Source organism: Gluconacetobacter takamatsuzukensis (genome assembly GCF_014174275.1).
In the GTDB taxonomy this organism is placed as follows: Bacteria; Pseudomonadota; Alphaproteobacteria; order Acetobacterales; family Acetobacteraceae; genus Gluconacetobacter; species Gluconacetobacter takamatsuzukensis.
In genome coordinates, this window is record NZ_JABEQK010000005.1 from 102,113 (window position 1) to 119,726 (window position 17,614).

The 17,614-nt window shown below is 67.4% G+C and carries 15 protein-coding genes; 9 read left to right on the plus strand and 6 right to left on the minus strand.

Annotation, left to right across the window (positions count from 1 at the left end; translation table 11 throughout):
- Positions 1-4 precede the first annotated feature (4 nt).
- Positions 5-2,155 carry an NAD-dependent DNA ligase LigA gene (ligA, locus tag HLH27_RS08240; protein WP_182949481.1) on the plus strand — a complete coding sequence of 717 codons (2,151 nt, stop codon included), beginning with the start codon at positions 5-7 and terminating at the stop codon, positions 2,153-2,155.
- Positions 2,156-2,215: 60 nt separating this feature from the next.
- On the opposite strand, the gene HLH27_RS08245 is transcribed toward ligA, so the two are convergent.
- The 3 genes from HLH27_RS08245 to HLH27_RS08255 all read right to left on the minus strand — a co-directional run bounded on the left by HLH27_RS08245 (position 2,216) and on the right by HLH27_RS08255 (position 6,004).
- Positions 2,216-2,941 (minus strand): 3-keto-5-aminohexanoate cleavage protein, encoded by a 726-nt coding sequence (locus HLH27_RS08245; RefSeq protein WP_182949483.1) that lies wholly within the window; start codon positions 2,939-2,941, stop codon positions 2,216-2,218.
- A 530-nt stretch (positions 2,942-3,471) separates the two neighbouring features.
- The gene (locus HLH27_RS08250; RefSeq protein ID WP_182949485.1) at positions 3,472-4,353 is read right to left on the minus strand and encodes an alpha/beta hydrolase family protein; all 882 of its coding nucleotides are present in this window, start codon (positions 4,351-4,353) and stop codon (positions 3,472-3,474) included.
- 34 nt (positions 4,354-4,387) lie between these two features.
- Entirely contained in the window at positions 4,388-6,004 is a 1,617-nt protein-coding gene (locus HLH27_RS08255) for a GH39 family glycosyl hydrolase (RefSeq protein ID WP_182949487.1), read from the minus strand.
- Positions 6,005-6,248: 244 nt separating this feature from the next.
- On the opposite strand from HLH27_RS08255, the gene HLH27_RS08260 reads away from it, so the two are divergent.
- Positions 6,249-7,595 carry a hemolysin family protein gene (locus tag HLH27_RS08260; protein WP_182949489.1) on the plus strand — a complete coding sequence of 449 codons (1,347 nt, stop codon included), beginning with the start codon at positions 6,249-6,251 and terminating at the stop codon, positions 7,593-7,595.
- Here HLH27_RS08260 and HLH27_RS08265 read toward each other — a convergent pair.
- From HLH27_RS08265 to HLH27_RS08275, 3 genes are read right to left on the minus strand one after another with little or no spacing between them, the layout of a single operon-like run.
- Positions 7,586-8,212, minus strand: coding sequence for a glutathione S-transferase family protein (locus HLH27_RS08265; protein ID WP_182949491.1), 627 nt, complete (start codon positions 8,210-8,212; stop codon positions 7,586-7,588). The genes HLH27_RS08260 and HLH27_RS08265 overlap by 10 nt on opposite strands.
- Complete coding sequence (locus HLH27_RS08270; protein ID WP_182949493.1) at positions 8,209-8,877, minus strand: Rieske (2Fe-2S) protein; 669 nt, start codon at positions 8,875-8,877, stop codon at positions 8,209-8,211. Before HLH27_RS08270 ends, HLH27_RS08265 begins: the two co-directional genes overlap by 4 nt.
- A complete protein-coding gene (locus HLH27_RS08275; RefSeq protein WP_182949495.1) occupies positions 8,874-9,167 on the minus strand; it encodes a hypothetical protein in 294 nt (97 codons plus the stop codon). Before HLH27_RS08275 ends, HLH27_RS08270 begins: the two co-directional genes overlap by 4 nt.
- 92 nt (positions 9,168-9,259) lie before the next feature.
- On the opposite strand from HLH27_RS08275, the gene pncA reads away from it, so the two are divergent.
- The 7 genes from pncA (at position 9,260) to ggt (ending at position 17,609) form a co-directional block, all read left to right on the plus strand.
- Entirely contained in the window at positions 9,260-9,862 is a 603-nt protein-coding gene (pncA, locus tag HLH27_RS08280) for a bifunctional nicotinamidase/pyrazinamidase (protein WP_182949497.1), read from the plus strand.
- 107 nt (positions 9,863-9,969) lie between these two features.
- Positions 9,970-11,094 (plus strand): BMP family ABC transporter substrate-binding protein, encoded by a 1,125-nt coding sequence (locus HLH27_RS08285; RefSeq protein ID WP_182949499.1) that lies wholly within the window; start codon positions 9,970-9,972, stop codon positions 11,092-11,094.
- Positions 11,095-11,128: 34 nt separating this feature from the next.
- Complete coding sequence (locus tag HLH27_RS08290) at positions 11,129-12,679, plus strand: ATP-binding cassette domain-containing protein (RefSeq protein WP_182949689.1); 1,551 nt, start codon at positions 11,129-11,131, stop codon at positions 12,677-12,679.
- Positions 12,679-13,734: an ABC transporter permease gene (locus HLH27_RS08295; protein ID WP_182949501.1), complete on the plus strand. Its 1,056-nt coding sequence runs from the start codon at positions 12,679-12,681 to the stop codon at positions 13,732-13,734. Before HLH27_RS08290 ends, HLH27_RS08295 begins: the two co-directional genes overlap by 1 nt.
- Positions 13,731-14,669 carry an ABC transporter permease gene (locus HLH27_RS08300; protein WP_182949502.1) on the plus strand — a complete coding sequence of 313 codons (939 nt, stop codon included), beginning with the start codon at positions 13,731-13,733 and terminating at the stop codon, positions 14,667-14,669. The genes HLH27_RS08295 and HLH27_RS08300 overlap by 4 nt, the downstream gene beginning before the upstream one ends.
- Before the next feature lie 11 nt (positions 14,670-14,680).
- Positions 14,681-15,559: an aromatic ring-hydroxylating oxygenase subunit alpha gene (locus HLH27_RS08305; protein ID WP_182949504.1), complete on the plus strand. Its 879-nt coding sequence runs from the start codon at positions 14,681-14,683 to the stop codon at positions 15,557-15,559.
- Between the two features lie 307 nt (positions 15,560-15,866).
- Positions 15,867-17,609 (plus strand): gamma-glutamyltransferase, encoded by a 1,743-nt coding sequence (gene ggt / locus HLH27_RS08310; protein WP_182949505.1) that lies wholly within the window; start codon positions 15,867-15,869, stop codon positions 17,607-17,609.
- Positions 17,610-17,614: the final 5 nt, after the last annotated feature.

Consider the following 17,614-nt stretch of genomic DNA (forward strand, 5'->3'; position numbering starts at 1 on the left):
GCCCATGTTCCCCGCCACCCCGGGCGAAACGCCCGACCCGGCCCCCGACCACGCCACGGCCGACCTCGCCACCATCGACCCCGCCGCGCTGACCGAAGCCCAGGCCGAGGCCGAACTGGCGCGCCTGGCCCGGCAGATCCGGGCGCTGGACCGCGCCTATTACGAAAACGACGCCCCCGCCGTCACCGACGCCGAATACGATGCGCTGCGCCGCCGCAACCTGGCGATCGAGGCCCGCTTTCCCGCGCGGCAGCGCGCCGACAGCCCGTCGCTGCATGTCGGGGGCGCCCCCGCCCCCACCTTCAGCCGGCATCGCCACCTGGTGCCCATGCTGTCGCTGGACAATGCGTTCGACCGCGAGGAATTTGAATCCTTCGTGACCCGCGCAGCCCGTTTCCTCGGCCTGGACGAGGACAGGGCCCGCGCCCTGCGCTTCGTCGCCGAACCCAAGATCGACGGATTGTCGATCAGCCTGACCTACGAACATGGCCAGTTCGTACGCGGCACCACGCGCGGCGACGGCACCGAGGGCGAAGACGTCACCGCCAACCTGCGCACGCTGCACGACCTGCCGCACACGCTCAAAGGCCACGCTCCGGCACTGATCGAAATCCGGGGCGAAGTCTTCCTCTCCAAACCCGCCTTCCTGGCGATCAACGAGGCCCAGGCCACCGCCGGCCAAAAACCGTTCGCCAACCCGCGCAACGCCGCCGCGGGCTCGCTGCGCCAGCTCGACCCGGCCATCACCGCCCGCCGCCCGCTGTCGCTGTTCGCCTACGCACAGGGCTTCTCGTCGGAACGCGTGGCCGATACCCACTGGCATTATCTGGACCGGCTGCGGGACTGGGGCTTCACGGTCAACCCGCTGTCGAAAATCGTCGAAAGCGCGGCGGAAGCCGAATCCTTCATGGACGACATCGCCCGCGACCGCTCGGGGCTGGAGTACGACATCGACGGCGTCGTCTACAAGATCGACGACCTGGCCTTGCAGGATCGCCTGGGCTTCGTCGGCCGTGCTCCGCGCTGGGCCATCGCGTGGAAATTCCCCGCCGAACAGGCCATCACGCGCCTCACCCGCATCGACATCCAGGTGGGCCGCACCGGCGCGCTGACTCCGGTGGCGATCCTGGAGCCGGTCAATGTCGGCGGCGTCATCGTCACCCGCGCGACATTGCATAACGAGGACGAAATCCTGCGCAAGGATGTCCGCGCGGGCGATCTGGTCACGATCCAGCGCGCGGGCGACGTCATTCCGCAGATCCTGGGCACGGTCCCGCGCAAGGAGGGCGACCCGCCGCGCGGCGAACCCTTCGCCTTCCCCCATACCTGCCCGATCTGCCACGCCCACGCCGAACGCCCGCCAGGCGAGGTCGTGTGGCGCTGCACCGGCGGCCTGACCTGCCCGGCGCAGGTCGTGGAACGGCTGATCCATTTCGTCTCGCGCGACGCCTTCGACATCGACGGGCTGGGCGAACGCACGATCACCGAATTCCACGCCGACGGCCTGCTGAAAACCCCGGCCGACATCTTCCGTCTTCCGAACCACGAGGAAGACATCGCCAAACGCGAGGGCTGGGGCGAACTCTCCGCCCGCAACCTCACGGCCGCGATCGACGCCCGCCGGACCATCCCGCTGGCGCGCTTCATCTACGCGCTGGGCATCCGCCGCATCGGCGCCAGCAACGCCCGATTGCTGGCCCGCCATTACGGCTCCTACGCCAACTGGCGCGAGCAGATGCTGGCCGCCACCACCATCGGCTCCGACGCCCGGCTGGCCCTGGGCTCGATCACCGGCATCGGCACCACGATTGCCGACGAACTGGCAGCCTTCTTCGTGGAATCCCACAACCTCGCCACCCTCGACGACCTCCGGGCCATGCTCACGACGATCGAGGACGAAGCCCCCCAGAGCGAAGGCACCCTGTCGGGCAAGACCATCGTCTTCACCGGCACCCTCACCACCATGACCCGCCCCGAAGCCAAGGCCATCGCCGAACGCCTGGGCGCCCGCGTCACCGACAGCGTGTCGAAGAAGACCGACCTCGTCGTCCTGGGCACCGACGCCGGCTCCAAGGCCCGCAAAGCCGCCGAACTGGGCCTCGACACCCTGGACGAACCCGGCTGGCGCGAACTGGCCGGCCTGCCGGAGGCCTGAGGCACAAGGTTCGGCCAAGCGCATCCGGCAAGCCCTCTACCGCCCCCACAGTCCCCGGAATCAGGCAGACGCGTTCCGGCGAAAGATGCGGGCAGCATCGGCAACCAGTTCAGCGTTCGAACCCGCGACGGCTCCATCCGCGCGCCGGCACCCATCCTCCAGCCCGACGCGTGCGGACCAGCACCGCCGACGTGCCTGTTCGACAAAATGCCAGACGGTCGCATCGAGCCCATGCAACAGGACGGGGCACGCAACGCGCGCCTCCTGCAAGACCCGCGCCATGTCCTCCGTCACTCGGTCGGCCTCATCGAGATTCTGCTCTTCGATCTCGATGAGAACCCGAAAAACACGATGGCAGTCCGGCAGCGCGACAAACCGCCTTGCATCCCCAACCGTCGCCAGCCCAGCCTCGACACCAACCCCCATAGCCTGAAGCAGGGACATCACGGCCGGCGCATCCGGCTCGGAAAGATTGACCGAGGCATAATCCGGCAGCACCCGCCAGCCGGATATACGCTCGCGTGTCAGCGTCTCGTCGGCTTCGATCCAGGCCCCCGTCGACACCCCGACCAGGGTCCCCGGACATATGCGACGCACCGCGATCATCAATGCGTCCACGGCAGCCAGGCTTTCACGCCCATCGGGCCCGCGCGGATGAACATGCAGTTCGGCGGCCCCGGCCCCGATACAGGCAAGGCCGTCACGTGCCATCGCTTCAATCGTCAGCGGCAAGCGTGGATGATACCCTGCCGGGCGCGCACCATTGAGACATGCCTGAACGATCATCCAGATCTCCCGAACATCCGGTCAGCAGAGAGAGGATGAAAAAATATCCTTTCTGCCAAATCACTTTCTCAATCAGTCATCCTCCCCGTCCGCACGCCATGCGCAATCTCGGGCCTGCCCGCCTCTTCGGCCTGCCTTGCGGCCGCTTCGAAATCATAGGCAACCGCCCGAAGGTCGACAGCCCACCCGACACCGCTACGGACTGCCGTGACAGGCAAACACCCGTCCATCCACAAGGGTCAGGGTCCCGGGAAGTGACCCGAGCCAGTTCCCGTGCCTTTCGTTCAGGCGCGGTCGCGCGAACCTTTCGGACGCCCCCGTCCCGCCCGTCAGCAATTGCCGTTCGTGGTTGCCCGCAGAGTATACGCGGCAAGTCCCATCTGAAGATCCGCGCCGGCCGCCGGATCAAACGGTCCGGAGACCAGATCGCCCAGATTGACGTGATTACGCAACATCCCCACGGCAACCCAACGATCCCGCAACGACGGCGGACGAATCCACCCTGCGCGAAGCACGCAGGTCTTCCCGTATCAGTGCTGAAACTGCTCCAGCCACATCACCAGCCTTCCGGCCAGCGCAATCCGCGCATCGGAAAAACTGTGGTCGGTCTCGAACGTCTCGGCATCCAGATGCCGCGCACCCGCCTTGCGCGCGGCGCGCGCGGCAGCCTCGGCCATGAAGCCGATGCCGCGCGTCGTACCCAACAGCGCCAGCGGCCGCCCGGCCAGCGCGGGCATCGCAGCAACCAGGTCCAGCGGCCGGCCGGCATGCGCCGTCTCCGCCATGATCGCATCCTCGCTGGTCCCCGCCAGCGGCGGCATGTCGCCGCGCACTTCGTCGAGCAGGAAAGCCTGCCGCTTCGCCGGATCGGCAAAGCTGCGGCCAATGGCGGCAAAGTCGGCAGGGTCGATCAGAAAGGCCCCGATCACGCGCGGATCGTCCGCGCCAACCCGCGCGGCCACGATCCCGCCCATACTATGCCCGGCCACCGCGATCCGGGACGGGTCGATCCCGAACCGCGCAACCACTTCCGGCCGCCGCAGATAAGCCAGCGCGGTGGCACCATCCTGCAGGCAATTGGCGAACGAGAACCGGCCGGGGCTGCCCCACGATCCGCGATAATGGAATGTCAGCACATTCCACCCCGCCCGCCGCGCCGCCTGTGCCAGGTCCAGATTCTGCTCGTTCCCCGGAAACCCGTGGAACAGCAGCAATGTCGGATGCGGCCCCACGCCGGCCGCGCGATACATCACGGCATTCAGCGCGCCCTCCTGGGCAGGGATCACGAACGCCGCCATCGCCGCCGGATGCGCCCTGTCGGCCGGCGGATCGGCGATCACGGCCACCGGCGGCGGGGCAGCCAGCACGGCGGCCGGTGCGATAAGAAAAAGCGGAAAAAGAAAATATCGCATCAACACGCTCCTGTCCTGCCCCTCGCAACCTGCTTCACTTCGGCACGCCCGGCACCAGCAACAGGGCCAGACTTTCGGGCGGCAGCGTGACATCGCACCGGCTCGCCCGCGCACAATCCGCCACAGGTTGCGGCGCGGGCAGGCGGGCCGCGGCCATCAGCGCGCCGGCCTGCTGCGATGTCGGCGACACCGGGCGCCCCATGGATTCGAACACCGCGGCAGGCGTGCCATGCGTGCGATCGATCACGATCATCGTTGCGCCATCGACCGATTTCACGCCCCTGAACGCCAGATGCTGCGCCCGCGCCCGCTGCGGGTCGCGGTTCCACAGCGCGACCGCAATCGCACCATCCTCCCGCCGGGTCGCGAGGATATCGTCACCGCCCGACCCGGCCGGCAACCGCCGGTCTCCCAGACGATGCAGCAGCGCAAAGGCATTGAACGCAGGCTTGGGAATGCCATGGGTCGTCAGCAACCCATAGGCGCCCGGAATCTCGTTGGCCATCACCCCCTGCTCCTCGAAATCGTCCGAAAACGTCCAGTAGGACATGATCGGCGCCAGCCCGTCGCAGTCGTGCACCGTCTGCGCAATCCACGGCGCGATCCATGGACGATCGGCGCTGCCGTTATGAATATCCCAATCCGCACCGAATTCGGTGATGTAGAGCGGCAGGTCCGGATGCCCCGAACGATCGATCGCCCGCCGCGCCGTCCGCGTCGCATCGCAGACCGTGTTGCCCGTATTGTCGGGCGATTTCGGCAATCTGAGCAGATCGGGCGGATCGTTGGCATAGATATGTGTCGAGACGAAATCGACCGGCACATGCGCGCGGGTCACATGCTCGACAAAATCGCCAACCCAGTGAATGGCCCCCGTCGCAGGCCCGCCGACACGCAGGGCCGGATCGACCGCCTTGATGGTGCGGGCGGTATTGTCGTAGAGGGCGAAATAGGTCGCCATCCGGGGCTGCGCCACCCAGGTCGCCTGGTCGGGCTCGTTCCAGACTTCGAACGGCCATTGCCGGACTTCCCCGGCGCCGTAACGCTGTTCCAGATGTTCAACGAAGGCGCGGATCAGCGCGTTCCAGTCCTCCATATGCGCCGGAAAGGTCACATTGGCCCGGTACCACAGCGTCCCGCCGCTATAATCCGTGATCGGCCGCGCCGCCTCGTCCGCCTTGCGGTGCACCAGCGGCTCAAGCCCGCCATCGCGGCGCAGCACGTCGCTGCCAATGGCGCTCGGCATGAACGAAAGCTCGACCAGCGGCCGGATATGATGCGCCAGCAGCCCGTCATACACCGCATCGACCTTGCGGAAATTGTAATGCATGTGCCCGGCATCGTCCGGCGCCATGATGCCCATCGTGTCGTCGAAGATGCCGTGGAACCGCACATATCGGAAACCGGTCTCCTGCCGCGTCCTGTCGGCATTCCGCAGATAGCTCTCCGTCAGGACCATGTCGGCGCGGTCCGACCCGAACGCCTGCTCCCAACTATGCCGGAACGGTTTCCCGGCGCCGGACGCATCGATCTCTATGGCGGGCACATTGTCGGCCGCCCCGGCCCGGGCAGGCCACGACACGCCCCCCGCCACCAGAACCGCCGCCGCCGAGCAGACCCGAAAAATCCGAAACGCCGTCACCTTCTTCATCAACGCAAACACTCCCGGTCGAGGAAGCGGGACAGCATCGCAATGAACACGAACTTGTCAAATCCGCGATTTTTGCGCCACGCATGCCGCCCCTTCCCCCATCCGGCTGGCCGAACGGGGCGCGGATGCGCTAGCGTGGATGCCTCATGACACATTCCGCCCAGGGGCGTCCCGCCCCCATCCGCCTTCCCGCAGCCCCGCCGCCCCCCGGCCCCGGCCTCGCCGCCCGGGCGGAGGCACGGCCATGATGCTGCTGGCCGGGCTGGTCGCGGTCGTCATCCTGATCGGGTTCAGCATCCTGATCGCCCTGTCCGAAATCTCGTTCGCGGCAGCGCGCGAGGTACGGCTGCGCACGCGGGCCGAGGCCGGCGACAGCCGGGCGGTGAATTTCCTGCGCCTGCGCCGCAACAGCGGGCAGGTGGTCACGGTGCTGCAGATCTGCCTCAACGCGGTGGGCGTGCTGGGCGGCGTCATCAGCAGCGACATGGTCACCCCGCCGCTGGCCGACATCCTGCGCCGCGCGGGGCTGGACGGCACCCTGGCCGGCCATGTGGCGTCCACCGCCTCGTTCGTGCTGATCACCAGCCTGTTCGTGCTGTTCGCCGACCTGCTGCCCAAGCGCATCGCCATGAACGCGCCCGACCGGGTGGCCCTGAGCATCGGCTGGTTCCCCGCCATCGCGCTGAAGGTGCTGTACCCGTTCGTCTGGATCTTCTCCAAGATGTCGGACGTCATTCTCCGCGCCCTCAAGATCCCGGCCGCCTCGGCCGTCGAGCCGGTCACGCCCGAGGACCTGCGCGCCATCCTGGCCGCCGGCACCGCGTCGGGCGTCCTGCTGGAGCAGGAACACCAGATGATCCAGAACGTCCTGGGCCTGCAGGACCGTTCGGTGACCTCCGCCATGACCCCGCGCGACGAGATCGTGTTTCTCGACATGCAGGAAAGCGCCGAAATCCAGCGCGACAAGGTGCGGGCCAAGCCCTATTCCCGCTACCCGCTCTGCAATGGCGGGCTGGACAATGTCATCGGCTCGATCCGCGCCGAGGACGTGCTGGCCGCCGTGGTGGAAAAGCCCGAGGACGTCGACCCCACGGCCACGATCCTGCCGGTGGCCAAGCAGATCTCCCGCATGCGGCGCGACGTGCTGTCGCTGCCCGACACGCTCAATCTGTGGGACACGCTGGCCCAGTTCGACACCCACGGCGCGGGCTTTGCCCTGATCGTCAACGAATACGGGCTGGTCGTGGGGCTGATCACCTTCAAGGACATCATGGGCGCGCTGATGGACGGGCTGGCCAACCCGTTCGAGGAACAGGCCATCGTCCGCCGCGACGAGAATTCGTGGCTGATCGACGGCGCCGCCCCGATCGGCGACGTGATCCGCGAACTCGGCGTGCCCGACCTGCCCGACAGCCATAATTTCGATACGATCGGCGGCTTCGTCATGCACCGCCTGCGCCGCATGGCCCGCAAGGCCGACAAGGTCGAGGCCGCCAATTTCCTGTTCGAGGTCGTGGACGTCGAGGGCTTCCGCATCAACCAGCTTCTGGTCACGCGCCGCCCCCGCCGGCCCGATGCCGATCAGCCGTAATCGGGAATGCCGGGCATGGTGACAAAGCCCGGCAGCGCCCGCACCGCGCGGACCCAGCGCCGCAGCGCGGGATAGGCGGCATGCTCCTCGCCCCAGTCGCGACACAGCGCGGCGGCGGGGAACAGCGCAATATCTCCCACCGTCGGCCCCTCTCCCACCACCCAGCATCCTCCCTCCAGTCGCCGATGGGCCAGATGGTCCTCCACGATCCGCAACGCCGCCACCGCCGCGCGCCGGCGGTCGGATTGCGCATCTCCCGCACCTTCGAACAGGCAGGCCCGCCGCATCCGCGCCGCCGCACGCAACGGCCCGCCGGCAAACTGCAACCAGTGCGCAACCTGCGCGAATTCCGCCCGCCCCTCGGGCAGCCACGCCGGCCGCCCATGCGCCAGCGCCAGCAGCGCAGCCTCGGCCCCACACACCGCCTGCCCGTCGATATGCAGCACCGGCAACATCCCGGCCGGCGAGATCACGCGAAAAGCCGGCCCATCCTGCTGGCCGCCGGGCACGACATCGACCGCGACCCGCCGCGCCTGAAGCCCCAGCAGCGACAGGAACAGCCGGACCCGATAGCAATCCTCGTCCAGTTCGTCGTCGTGCAGCACCAGTTCGCTCATGCCACGCTTCCCGCCAGAAAAACCTGCCCGGCCCGTTCTTCCGCCCGCGCCCGCACATCCTGCGCCCAATCGGCCAGGTCATGCAGACGCTCCACTTCGGCAGGCGCCGCCGCCTGCACATGCAGCATGCACGCCCCCGCCCCGACCGGCAGCAGCGCCGCCAGCACCCGGCCCTCGACATCCCGATCCAGCACACCGGCCCGATGCCCGTCCGGCATTCCGATCGCCCGCGCCACATCATCCCACGGGGCCTCGATCCGCAGCGACCGCACCGGCAGCCAGGTCTCCTTCGCCGCCTCATCGCCCGGCAGCGGCCCCGCATCCTGGACCGAGGCCCAGACCAGCCCATGACCCTCCGCGACGCGCAAGGGCGCGGCCCGGATCGTGCCGGGCGGCGACAGGTCGGGATGGGCGGGGATATGCACGCACCGCCCGTCCGCCCCAAAGCGCCAGCCATGATACAGGCAGGCCAGCGCGCCCTCGCGCACAAAGCCCAGGCTCAGCCGCATGCCGCGATGCGGGCACCGATCGTCCCAAACATGCGCCTGCCCCTGCCCGTCACGCCAGACCGCGAGTTCCCGCCCGTGCACAACGCTGCCGACCACCGTACAGGGCTCCAGATCCGCCGACAGAACCAGCGGATACCATCCGCCGTCGCGACTCATACCCATCCCGCACCCCCCTCTTTCCACCCCGACACCCCACCATGATCCGATAGCGGCAGGCAGCGCATGACGGGCACCGGGCACCCTGCCGGCCCCAGGCTGCATGCCATTTCGAAGGCACCGACCATCGGTTCCGGCCCTGCGACCTCAAACACCACCCGCGCCGCCCCCGCCTCCACCACCACGCATTCCAGCCCCATCAGGGCGGCGCGCTCATGGGCAAAACACAGGATCGCGTCGACCGCCGTGCAGCCGTCCAACTCCAGACGCATCCGCTCCCGCCGGCTCATGCCTGCCTCCGCGCTGTCCCCGAATCCCCGATAGCCCGGCCTTTGGAAACGTGCCATCCCTGTTCCGAAACCGTACCGAACCGAGAGCGGCCATGATCCATGTCACAAGCCATGACGCGTTGCTGGTCATCGATCTCCAGAATGATTTCCTGCCCGGCGGCGCGCTGGCCGTGCGGGACGGCGATGCGGTCATCCCGATCATCAACCACCTGACCCTGCTGCCTTTCGGCCAGCAGGCCGCCAGCCAGGACTGGCACCCGCACGGCCATGTCTCCTTCGCCAGCACGCACGGGCGCAGAGCCGCCCCCGATCACTGGCCCGACCATTGCATCGCGGGAACGCACGGCGCCGAACTGGCCGCCACGCTGCACCAGGCACGAATCGGCATGGTCATCCGCAAGGGTCGCGACCCGGATATCGATAGCTATTCGGCCTTCATCGACAATGATCGCGCCACCCGGACCGGGCTGGATTCTTGGCTGGCTGGCCTGGGCATAAGCCGCGTCTTCATTACCGGGCTGGCGCTGGATTATTGCGTGCGCTTCACCGCCATCGACGCAAAGGCCCTTGGTTTCGAGACGATCGTGGTCGAAGATGCATGCCGCGCGGTCGGCCCCGATCCGCAGGAGACATGGCAGGTCCTGGCCCGGCACGGCATCGCGCGTGCCCAGGCCAGCGAACTCGCCGGCCTGTAGAGCAAGGGGGCGACCCGTTTCCGGGGGGAACCGCCCGGCGCCGGGTGGGACCGGCCCGGGCGATCATCGAGAGGGGAATGCGGAACCATGACCATTCCGGGTCAGGTATGACCACGCACGCGCCGACCAGGCGGCTTCTGACATCACGACGACATATGCTGGGACTGGCCGCCGGAGCGGCCGGCAGCGGGCTGCTGCGGCCACTAGGCCTACGGGCGCAGCCCCGGATCCTGCCCCCGGTGGCCGAGGCCGACGCACTGGTCGCCTTCGGCCATACCAGCCCGGTCACCGACGGCGGCTGGACGATGGCGCACGACCAGGGCGTGCAGGCGGTGCGGAAGGCCTTTCCGCGCCTGCGCACGGTATTTGTCGAAAGCGTGCCCTATTCGGCCGATGCCACGCGCATCTTCCGCCAGTTCGTGGCCGAGGGCGCGCAGATGGTCATCTCGACCTCGAACTATGGCGATTTCATCCGCGACGTCTCGGACCGCGCGCCCGAGGTCGCGTTCATGGAATGCGACGGCCATGCCGTCAGCGGCAATCTGGGCTGGTATTACATCACCCACTGGTATGCCAGCTACGTCATCGGCATCGCCGCCGGACTGATGACCCGCACCAACAAGCTCGGCTTCGTAGGCTCGTTTCCCATCCCGTCGGTCTATGCGGGGGCCAACGCCGTGCTGCTGGGCGCGCGTTCGGTCAACCCGGCGGTCACGTTGCAGGCGATCTCGATCAACGCCTGGTTCGATCCGCAGGCGGCCACCCAGGCCGGCACCGCGCTGGCCGAGAATGGCTGCGATTTCCTGTGCGGCATCATGGACGAACCGGCTTATCTGCGCGTGGCCGAACAGCGCGGCATCAAGGCCGCGATGTGGAACACCGACATGCGCCAGTATGGGCCCGAGGCCTATGTCAGTTCCGTCACGCTGGATTTCCGCGATTATTATGTCGATCTGGTCCGCGCCCGCCTCGCCGGTACCTGGCAGCCCGAAGGCCGCTTCCTGACCCTGGGCTGCGGTGTGGACCGCGACCCGTGGGGCCGCACCGTACCGCCCGAAATCGCTGCCCAGGCCGATGCGATGCGCACGCAGATCATGGCGGGCTACAACCCGTTTCGCGGTCCGATCCACGACGCCGCCGGCCGCCTGCGCGTGGCAGCAGGCGAGGTGATGGACGATGCCCTGATCTACCAATGGGACTGGGCTGTCGCGGGAGTCACCGGCCTTGACTGACCTGCTCCACAGCGTAGGCGACACGCCGCCCCCGGTGGCGCCGGGCACGCCGCCGATCCTGCAATTGCAGGGTATCTGCAAATATTTCCCGGGCGTGATCGCCAACCAGGATGTCAGCCTGGACATCGCCCCCGGCGAAATCCACGCCCTGCTGGGCGAAAACGGCGCCGGCAAGTCCACGCTGATGAACGTGGTCACCGGCATCTACCAGCCCGATGGCGGCGAAATCATCCTAGACGGCTACGGCCAGAACTTCGCCGGCCCGCAGGATGCGATCCGGGCCGGAATCGGCATGGTCCACCAGCATTTCAAACTGGTCCCCGCCTTCACGGTGGCGGAGAACATCCATCTGGGCTGGCGCGAGACCCCGTTCCTGGCCTCGGCCAGGGTGCTGGAGGCCCGCACCCGCGCGCTGTCGGAGCGGTTCGGCTTTTCCGTCAGGCCCGACGCCATCGTGGCCGACCTGTCGGCGGGCGAGCAGCAGCGGGTGGAAATCCTGCGCGTGCTGGCCCGGCAGGCGCGGCTGCTGATCCTGGACGAGCCGACGGCGGTGCTGACGCCGACCGAGACGCGCGACCTGTTCCGCGCCCTGCGCGCCTTCCGCGCCCAGGGCAATGCCGTGATCCTGATCAGCCACAAGCTGGACGAGGTCATCGACATCTCCGACCGGATCAGCATCCTACGTGCCGGCCGCAATGTCGGCACCTATCGCACGGCGGACTGTACCGCCGGCGGACTGGCCACCATCATGGTAGGGCGCGAGATCGTGCGCCGCGACCTGCGCGCCCGCGCGCCCGGCGCCGCCCCCATCGCCGCCGCCCCGGTCCTGAGCCTGCGCGGCGCCACCTGCCGCGATCCGCGCGGCGTCGAGACCCTGCGCGACGTGACGCTGGACCTGCATGGCGGCGAAATCCTCGGCATTGCCGGCGTGGCCGGCAACGGGCAGCGCGAACTAACGCAGGTGCTGACAGGCATGATGCCCCTGTCGTCGGGCCGGATCCTGCTGGACGGAACCCCCGCCCCGCTGGCCGACCCGGCCGCTTTCGCCCGCGTGGGCATCGGCCATATCCCCGAGGACCGTCTGCGCAGCGGCCTGGCGCCGTCGCTGGACATTACCGACAACATGGCGCTGCGCGAATATGACCGGCCGCCGATCGGCCGCCATGGGCTCTACGACCGAAACGCCGCCGGCCGCCTGGCCCAGACGATCGTCGAAGCCGCCGAGGTGCGGGTGCCGGACCTCGCAACCCCCATCCGCAACCTGTCCGGCGGCAACCAGCAGCGGCTGGTGGCACGGCGCGAAATCCGCATCGCCAGTCGGGTGTTGGTCGCCGCCTACCCCAGCCGGGGGCTGGATATCGGTGCGATCGCCACCGTGCTGCGCTACCTGACCGACCTGCGTGACCAGGGGGTGGCCGTGGTGCTGGTGTCCGAGGATCTGGAGGAACTGCTGAACGTGGCCGACCGAATCGGCGTGCTGTTCCACGGCCAGTTGATGGCCACGATCGACGCCGCGACGGCGGATATGGAAACGATCGGCCTGCTGATGGGCGGCCGTTCGGCACATGGCGGAGGAGATGCCTGATGGCCGGCACGCTGCAACGTCTGCCCACCGTCACGCCGGGTCGCCGGCTGGCGTGGCGCGCGGGTGCCGTCGTCACCGCGCTGGCGATCACCACCCTGTTCCTTGCCCTGTCGGGGCGCGATCCGCGCCTGCTGGCCGATCTGGTGGTGCGCTCCACCGTGGGCTCGCGCTTCGGACTGGAAGACCTGGCCCTGTTCCTGACCCCGCTGCTGCTGACCGGCGCCGCCGTGACCGTGACCGGGCGGATCGGGGTGTGGAACATCGGTGCCGAGGGCCAGTTCTATGCCGGGGCCATCGGCGCCACGGCGGTCGGCCTGTACCTGCCCGGCCCGGCGTGGCTGGTGCTGCCGCTGATGGCCGCCAACGGCATTGCCTGCGGCATGGGGTGGATCCTGGTCCCGGCGCTGGCGCGCGCCTATGCCGGGGTCAACGAGATCATCACCACACTGCTGCTGAATTTCGTCGCCGGGCTGCTGACCACCTATCTGGCGGTCGGCCCCTGGCATGACCGCGTGACCGGCGCCCTGGCCTCCACCGGCCGGCTGCCGGTGCGCATTCCCGAAATCTGGGGCGTGGTGCATTGGGGCTTCCCCATCGCCCTGGCCGTCGTGCTGGGTCTGGCGTGGCTGACCACCCGCACGCGCTGGGGCTACCAGATCACCATCAGCGGCGCGAACGAGCAGGCCGCCCGCTATGCGGGCATGAAGGTACGCGCCCGCATCCTGGGCGTGATGCTGCTGTCCGGCGGGCTGGCCGCCTTGGCGGGGGTGTTCGAGGTCGCGGGTACCGTGCACCGGCTGCAAGGCGGGCTGGCCAATAATTTCGGCTATTTCGGCATCGTGGTCGCGGTGCTGGCGCGCGGATCGTGCCTCAACGTGCTACCCGCGGCCCTGCTGATGGCCTTTATCCTCAATGCCGGCATCGTGCTGCAGACCGAGCAACTGACGGCCTCGGCCGTGCTGGCCATTACCGGGCTGGTGCTGTTCATGATCGCGATCGCGGACGAACTGGCCCACTACCGCCCTGTCACCATCCGCGCGGAGGCCCGGCCATGATCGACCTGCTGACCGGCACGCTCTCCACCGCTGTTCTCGCCGGCGGCGTCCTGGCCCTGGCCGCGTTGGGCGAGGTCCTGGCCGAACGCGTGGGCGTTACCAACCTGGGCGTCGAGGGGCTGATGTCGCTGGGTGCGGTCATCGCCATCATCACCGTGGTCGCAACCCCCGACCCATGGCTGGGCCTGCTGGCGGCAACCCTGGCCGGCGCTGTCGGGGGCATGGTCTTTGCCTTCGCCACCGTCATCGTCCGCGCCAATCAGGTGCTGTGCGGACTGGCCGTCACCTTTCTCGGCCTCGGCCTGTCGGCCAGTGTCGGCCATGATTACGCCGGCGTGCCGTCGCCCGCGACCTTCGGCCGCGTGCCGATCCCCGGCCTGTCGGCCTTGCCGGTGATCGGGCCGGCCTTCTTCGGCCAGAATCTGCCGGTCTACCTCATCTATCTGGTCCTGCCGGGGCTGGCGCACTGGGTGATGTTCCACACCCGCCACGGGCTGGCGATGCGGGCGGTGGGCGAAAACCCGGCGGCGGCCGATGCGGCGGGCCTGCCGGTCACCGCGCTGCGCTTCTGGTATGTCACGCTCGGCGCGGGACTGGCCGGGGCGGCCGGCGGCTACCTGACCCTGACCTATGTCCCCGTCTGGTCCGAAGGGCTGATCGCGGGGCGCGGGTGGATCGCGCTGGCACTGGTGATCTTTGCCGGCTACCGGCCCTTCGGCGCCACATTGTCGGGCCTGCTGTTCGGGCTGATCACGGCCCTGTCCTTCGTCGGGCAGGCCCGCAACTGGCCAATTGCGCCCGCCTTCCTGAACATGCTGCCCTATCTGGGCACGATAGCGTTCATCATCGTCCCGGTCGTCGTCTGGCACCGCATGCGCCGCATCATGGCGGCCCCGGCGGCGCTAGGCGTGCCTTACCACCGCGATGTGAGATAAGGAGTCCTGCCATGATCCCGACCTCTCGCGTGGCCCCCGAAGACCGCGCCGTGCTGGATGCCTGGCACGCGGTCAGTTTTCTCGAAACACTGGGCGCAGACGCCACCCATACATGCCTGCTAGGCACGGATCTGACGATCCGGCGCGGGGCAGACGGCACGATGCAGGTCCAGGCAGAGGGGCGTGAGGCCCCCCTGCCGGTCGCCGAACGCTATGACTGCCTGTGGACCAGTCTGGGCACGCCGCCCGCCGTCCCGCTCGCCATCCCGGAGGCCGATGAACCCGATCGCCGCCTGGTCTGTTGCGGCTCGATCGATGTCCATGCCTCGGGCCTGCGCGTGGTCGAGAACTTCCTCGACATGGCGCATTTTCCCTTCGTCCATACCAATATCCTGGGGGCCGAGCCGCAGACCGAAGTCCTGCGCTACCACACCGAATGGCGGCGCGACGTCGATGAAATCTGGGCCACCGACTGTCGTTTTCATCAACCGCAGGCCGCCCTCTCGGCCGAAGGCGGGCAGGACACGGGCTATATCTACCGCGTCGCCTCGCCCTTCGTGACCCTGCTGTACAAAACCTGCCCCAACGACGCGCTACGGCCCGACGTCATCGCCCTGTTCGTCCAGCCGACGGCGCCCGACCGGTGCCGGGCGCATCCGGTGATGTTCCTGATCGACGACGTCTCAGCCCAGGCGGACCTGATCCAGTTCCAGCAGAAGATCTTCCTTCAGGACCGGATCATCCTGGAAAACCAGCGCCCCCGCCTGCTGCCGCTGGACGCGCGCGCCGAAATCCCGACCCGCGCCGACTCCCTTTCCGTCACGTATCGCCGCTGGCTGAAGGAAAAGCAGGTCCGCTACGGCGCCACCGGTGCCCTGCCCGCCGCCTGACACCAACGAGCGGCGTGAATACGCTGCATGAACAGCGCCATCCCGTAGAACAGAGGGTCAGCCCCGACGGATTTCCGAGAATTGTCCGCCAGCACACGGGTGATTGAGCCCATGCAAAAGTAAACTTTCACGGAATTCAAACGACGCCGAGAATATTTCATTCTTCAATGGCAACAAGACAGACGCCGCGATGGCAGGGGACCAACCCGTCACACCTCTGTGTAAGCGGATTTTCTGTTCTTCCCAAGGCCCATTTCACGCTGCGATCCAAACGTCGTTCATTGCGGAATCTAGCAAGGCAGCCATCATGCACATTCAGCGGCTCGCATTTTCGACATTGATCGCCTTCACCACGCTCCTGTCTGGACACGCCCACGCCGCGCCGCCTTCACCGGCGGCCACATCAGCAGCCCCTTTTGACCCGGTGCGGGGCGATCGGGGATATGGCTGGACCGGCCAGACCCGCTCCGAAGTGCTGGGCACACACGGGCTGGTGGCAACCAGCCAGCCCCTTGCCGCCGGGATCGGCCTCGATATCCTCAAGCGTGGCGGCAATGCCTTCGATGCCGCCATTGCAACCGCAGCGGCGATCAATGTCGTCGAACCGGAATCAGCTGGTATCGGCGGCGATCTCTTCATGATTGCCTGGGTGGCAAAGGAGCACCGGCTCGTCGCGCTGGATTCCGCCGGGCGAGCAACTTCTGGCGCCACACCGGACCATTTCCGGGCCCGCAAACTCGATGCGGTTCCCTATACGGGGATCGAGTCGGTCGTCGTCCCCGGCACCGTGGCCGGCTGGGATGCCATTCAAAACCGCTACGGGACCATGCGGTTCAAGGAAACATTGGAGCCGGCGGCCCGCCTGGCGGAAGAAGGCTTTGCCGTAACCGAGCGCGTTGCGGGAGAATGGCAGGAATATGCCGCATTACTGGGAAAAGACCCAGATACCAGATCGGTCTATCTTCCCCACGGCAAGCCGCTGCCACTCTACGGCATCTTCCGCAATCCCGATCTCGCCAGAACATTCCGGCTGCTTGAACAGGGCGGTGCCGATGCATTCTACAAGGGCCCGATCGCGGAAAGCATTCTGAGAAAATCCCTGGCGCTGGGCGGAACATTCGCGCGATCCGACTTCGAGAAGATCAGGCCCCAATGGGTAACACCTCTCACCACCTCCTATCGCGGATACGACATCTATGAGATGCCCCCCAGCACGCAGGGCGTCGCCGTGCTGGAGGCCCTGAATCTGATCGAACAATGCGGCCCCCGGATCGGTATCGAGCCCCGCAAGGAAGGCCCCCGCTCCCCTCTCTACTGGCACCTCCTGGTCGAGGCCAAGAAGATCGCCTATGCCGATTTGCGACGCTATGTCGGCGATCCCGATTTCGTTTCGGTGCCGACCAAAAAACTGATCAGCAAGGCCTACGCCGCCGCGCAATGCCCCAGGATCGATCCGCATCACGCAGCCATCATCGAGGCGAATCGCGATCCTGTCGGCGGCACCGTCTATCTCACGACAGCCGACCGCTTCGGCAATGTCGTCTCGCTCATCTTCAGTGTCTATGATGAGTTCGGCTCCGGCATCACCGTGCCCGGCTACGGCTTCCTTCTCAATAACCGCGGTGCCCAATTCAATCTCGACGACAAAAGCCCCAACGTCATCGCTCCCGGCAAACGCCCCTTCTATACGATCATCCCCGGCTTCGTGATGAAGGATAACAAGCCGTTTCTCAGCCTGGGCGTGATGTATGGCGATCAGCAGGCGCAGGGGCAGATGCAGGTGTTGGAAAACATGCTCGATCTCGGTGCCAACCCACAGGCGGCCTCGGACGCCGCCCGTTTCTCGCATTCCCAGGAAACCAATGATCTGGTCCTGGAATCCGAGCTCTACCGCATCGTCGGATCGTCCCTGAAAGCCATGGGGCACAAGGTGCACGAAGGAAACGGCCTCATCATGGGCGGCTATCAGGCGATCATGATCGATCCCCGGTCCGGGGTCTATCGTGGTGCATCCGACCACCGCAAGGATGGCGCGGCCGTGGGATATTAATCCCC

Bases quoted from the DNA above. Each gene is read 5' to 3' on its own strand.
- ligA (WP_182949481.1), top strand. From the start codon at position 5: ATGTTCCCCGCCACCCCGGGCGAAACGCCCGACCCGGCCCCCGACCAC.
- HLH27_RS08245 (WP_182949483.1), bottom strand. From the start codon at position 2,941: ATGATCGTTCAGGCATGTCTCAATGGTGCGCGCCCGGCAGGGTATCAT.
- HLH27_RS08250 (WP_182949485.1), bottom strand. From the start codon at position 4,353: ATGCGATATTTTCTTTTTCCGCTTTTTCTTATCGCACCGGCCGCCGTG.
- HLH27_RS08255 (WP_182949487.1), bottom strand. From the start codon at position 6,004: ATGAAGAAGGTGACGGCGTTTCGGATTTTTCGGGTCTGCTCGGCGGCG.
- HLH27_RS08260 (WP_182949489.1), top strand. From the start codon at position 6,249: ATGATGCTGCTGGCCGGGCTGGTCGCGGTCGTCATCCTGATCGGGTTC.
- HLH27_RS08265 (WP_182949491.1), bottom strand. From the start codon at position 8,212: ATGAGCGAACTGGTGCTGCACGACGACGAACTGGACGAGGATTGCTAT.
- HLH27_RS08270 (WP_182949493.1), bottom strand. From the start codon at position 8,877: ATGAGTCGCGACGGCGGATGGTATCCGCTGGTTCTGTCGGCGGATCTG.
- HLH27_RS08275 (WP_182949495.1), bottom strand. From the start codon at position 9,167: ATGAGCCGGCGGGAGCGGATGCGTCTGGAGTTGGACGGCTGCACGGCG.
- pncA (WP_182949497.1), top strand. From the start codon at position 9,260: ATGATCCATGTCACAAGCCATGACGCGTTGCTGGTCATCGATCTCCAG.
- HLH27_RS08285 (WP_182949499.1), top strand. From the start codon at position 9,970: ATGACCACGCACGCGCCGACCAGGCGGCTTCTGACATCACGACGACAT.
- HLH27_RS08295 (WP_182949501.1), top strand. From the start codon at position 12,679: ATGGCCGGCACGCTGCAACGTCTGCCCACCGTCACGCCGGGTCGCCGG.
- HLH27_RS08300 (WP_182949502.1), top strand. From the start codon at position 13,731: ATGATCGACCTGCTGACCGGCACGCTCTCCACCGCTGTTCTCGCCGGC.
- HLH27_RS08305 (WP_182949504.1), top strand. From the start codon at position 14,681: ATGATCCCGACCTCTCGCGTGGCCCCCGAAGACCGCGCCGTGCTGGAT.
- ggt (WP_182949505.1), top strand. From the start codon at position 15,867: ATGCACATTCAGCGGCTCGCATTTTCGACATTGATCGCCTTCACCACG.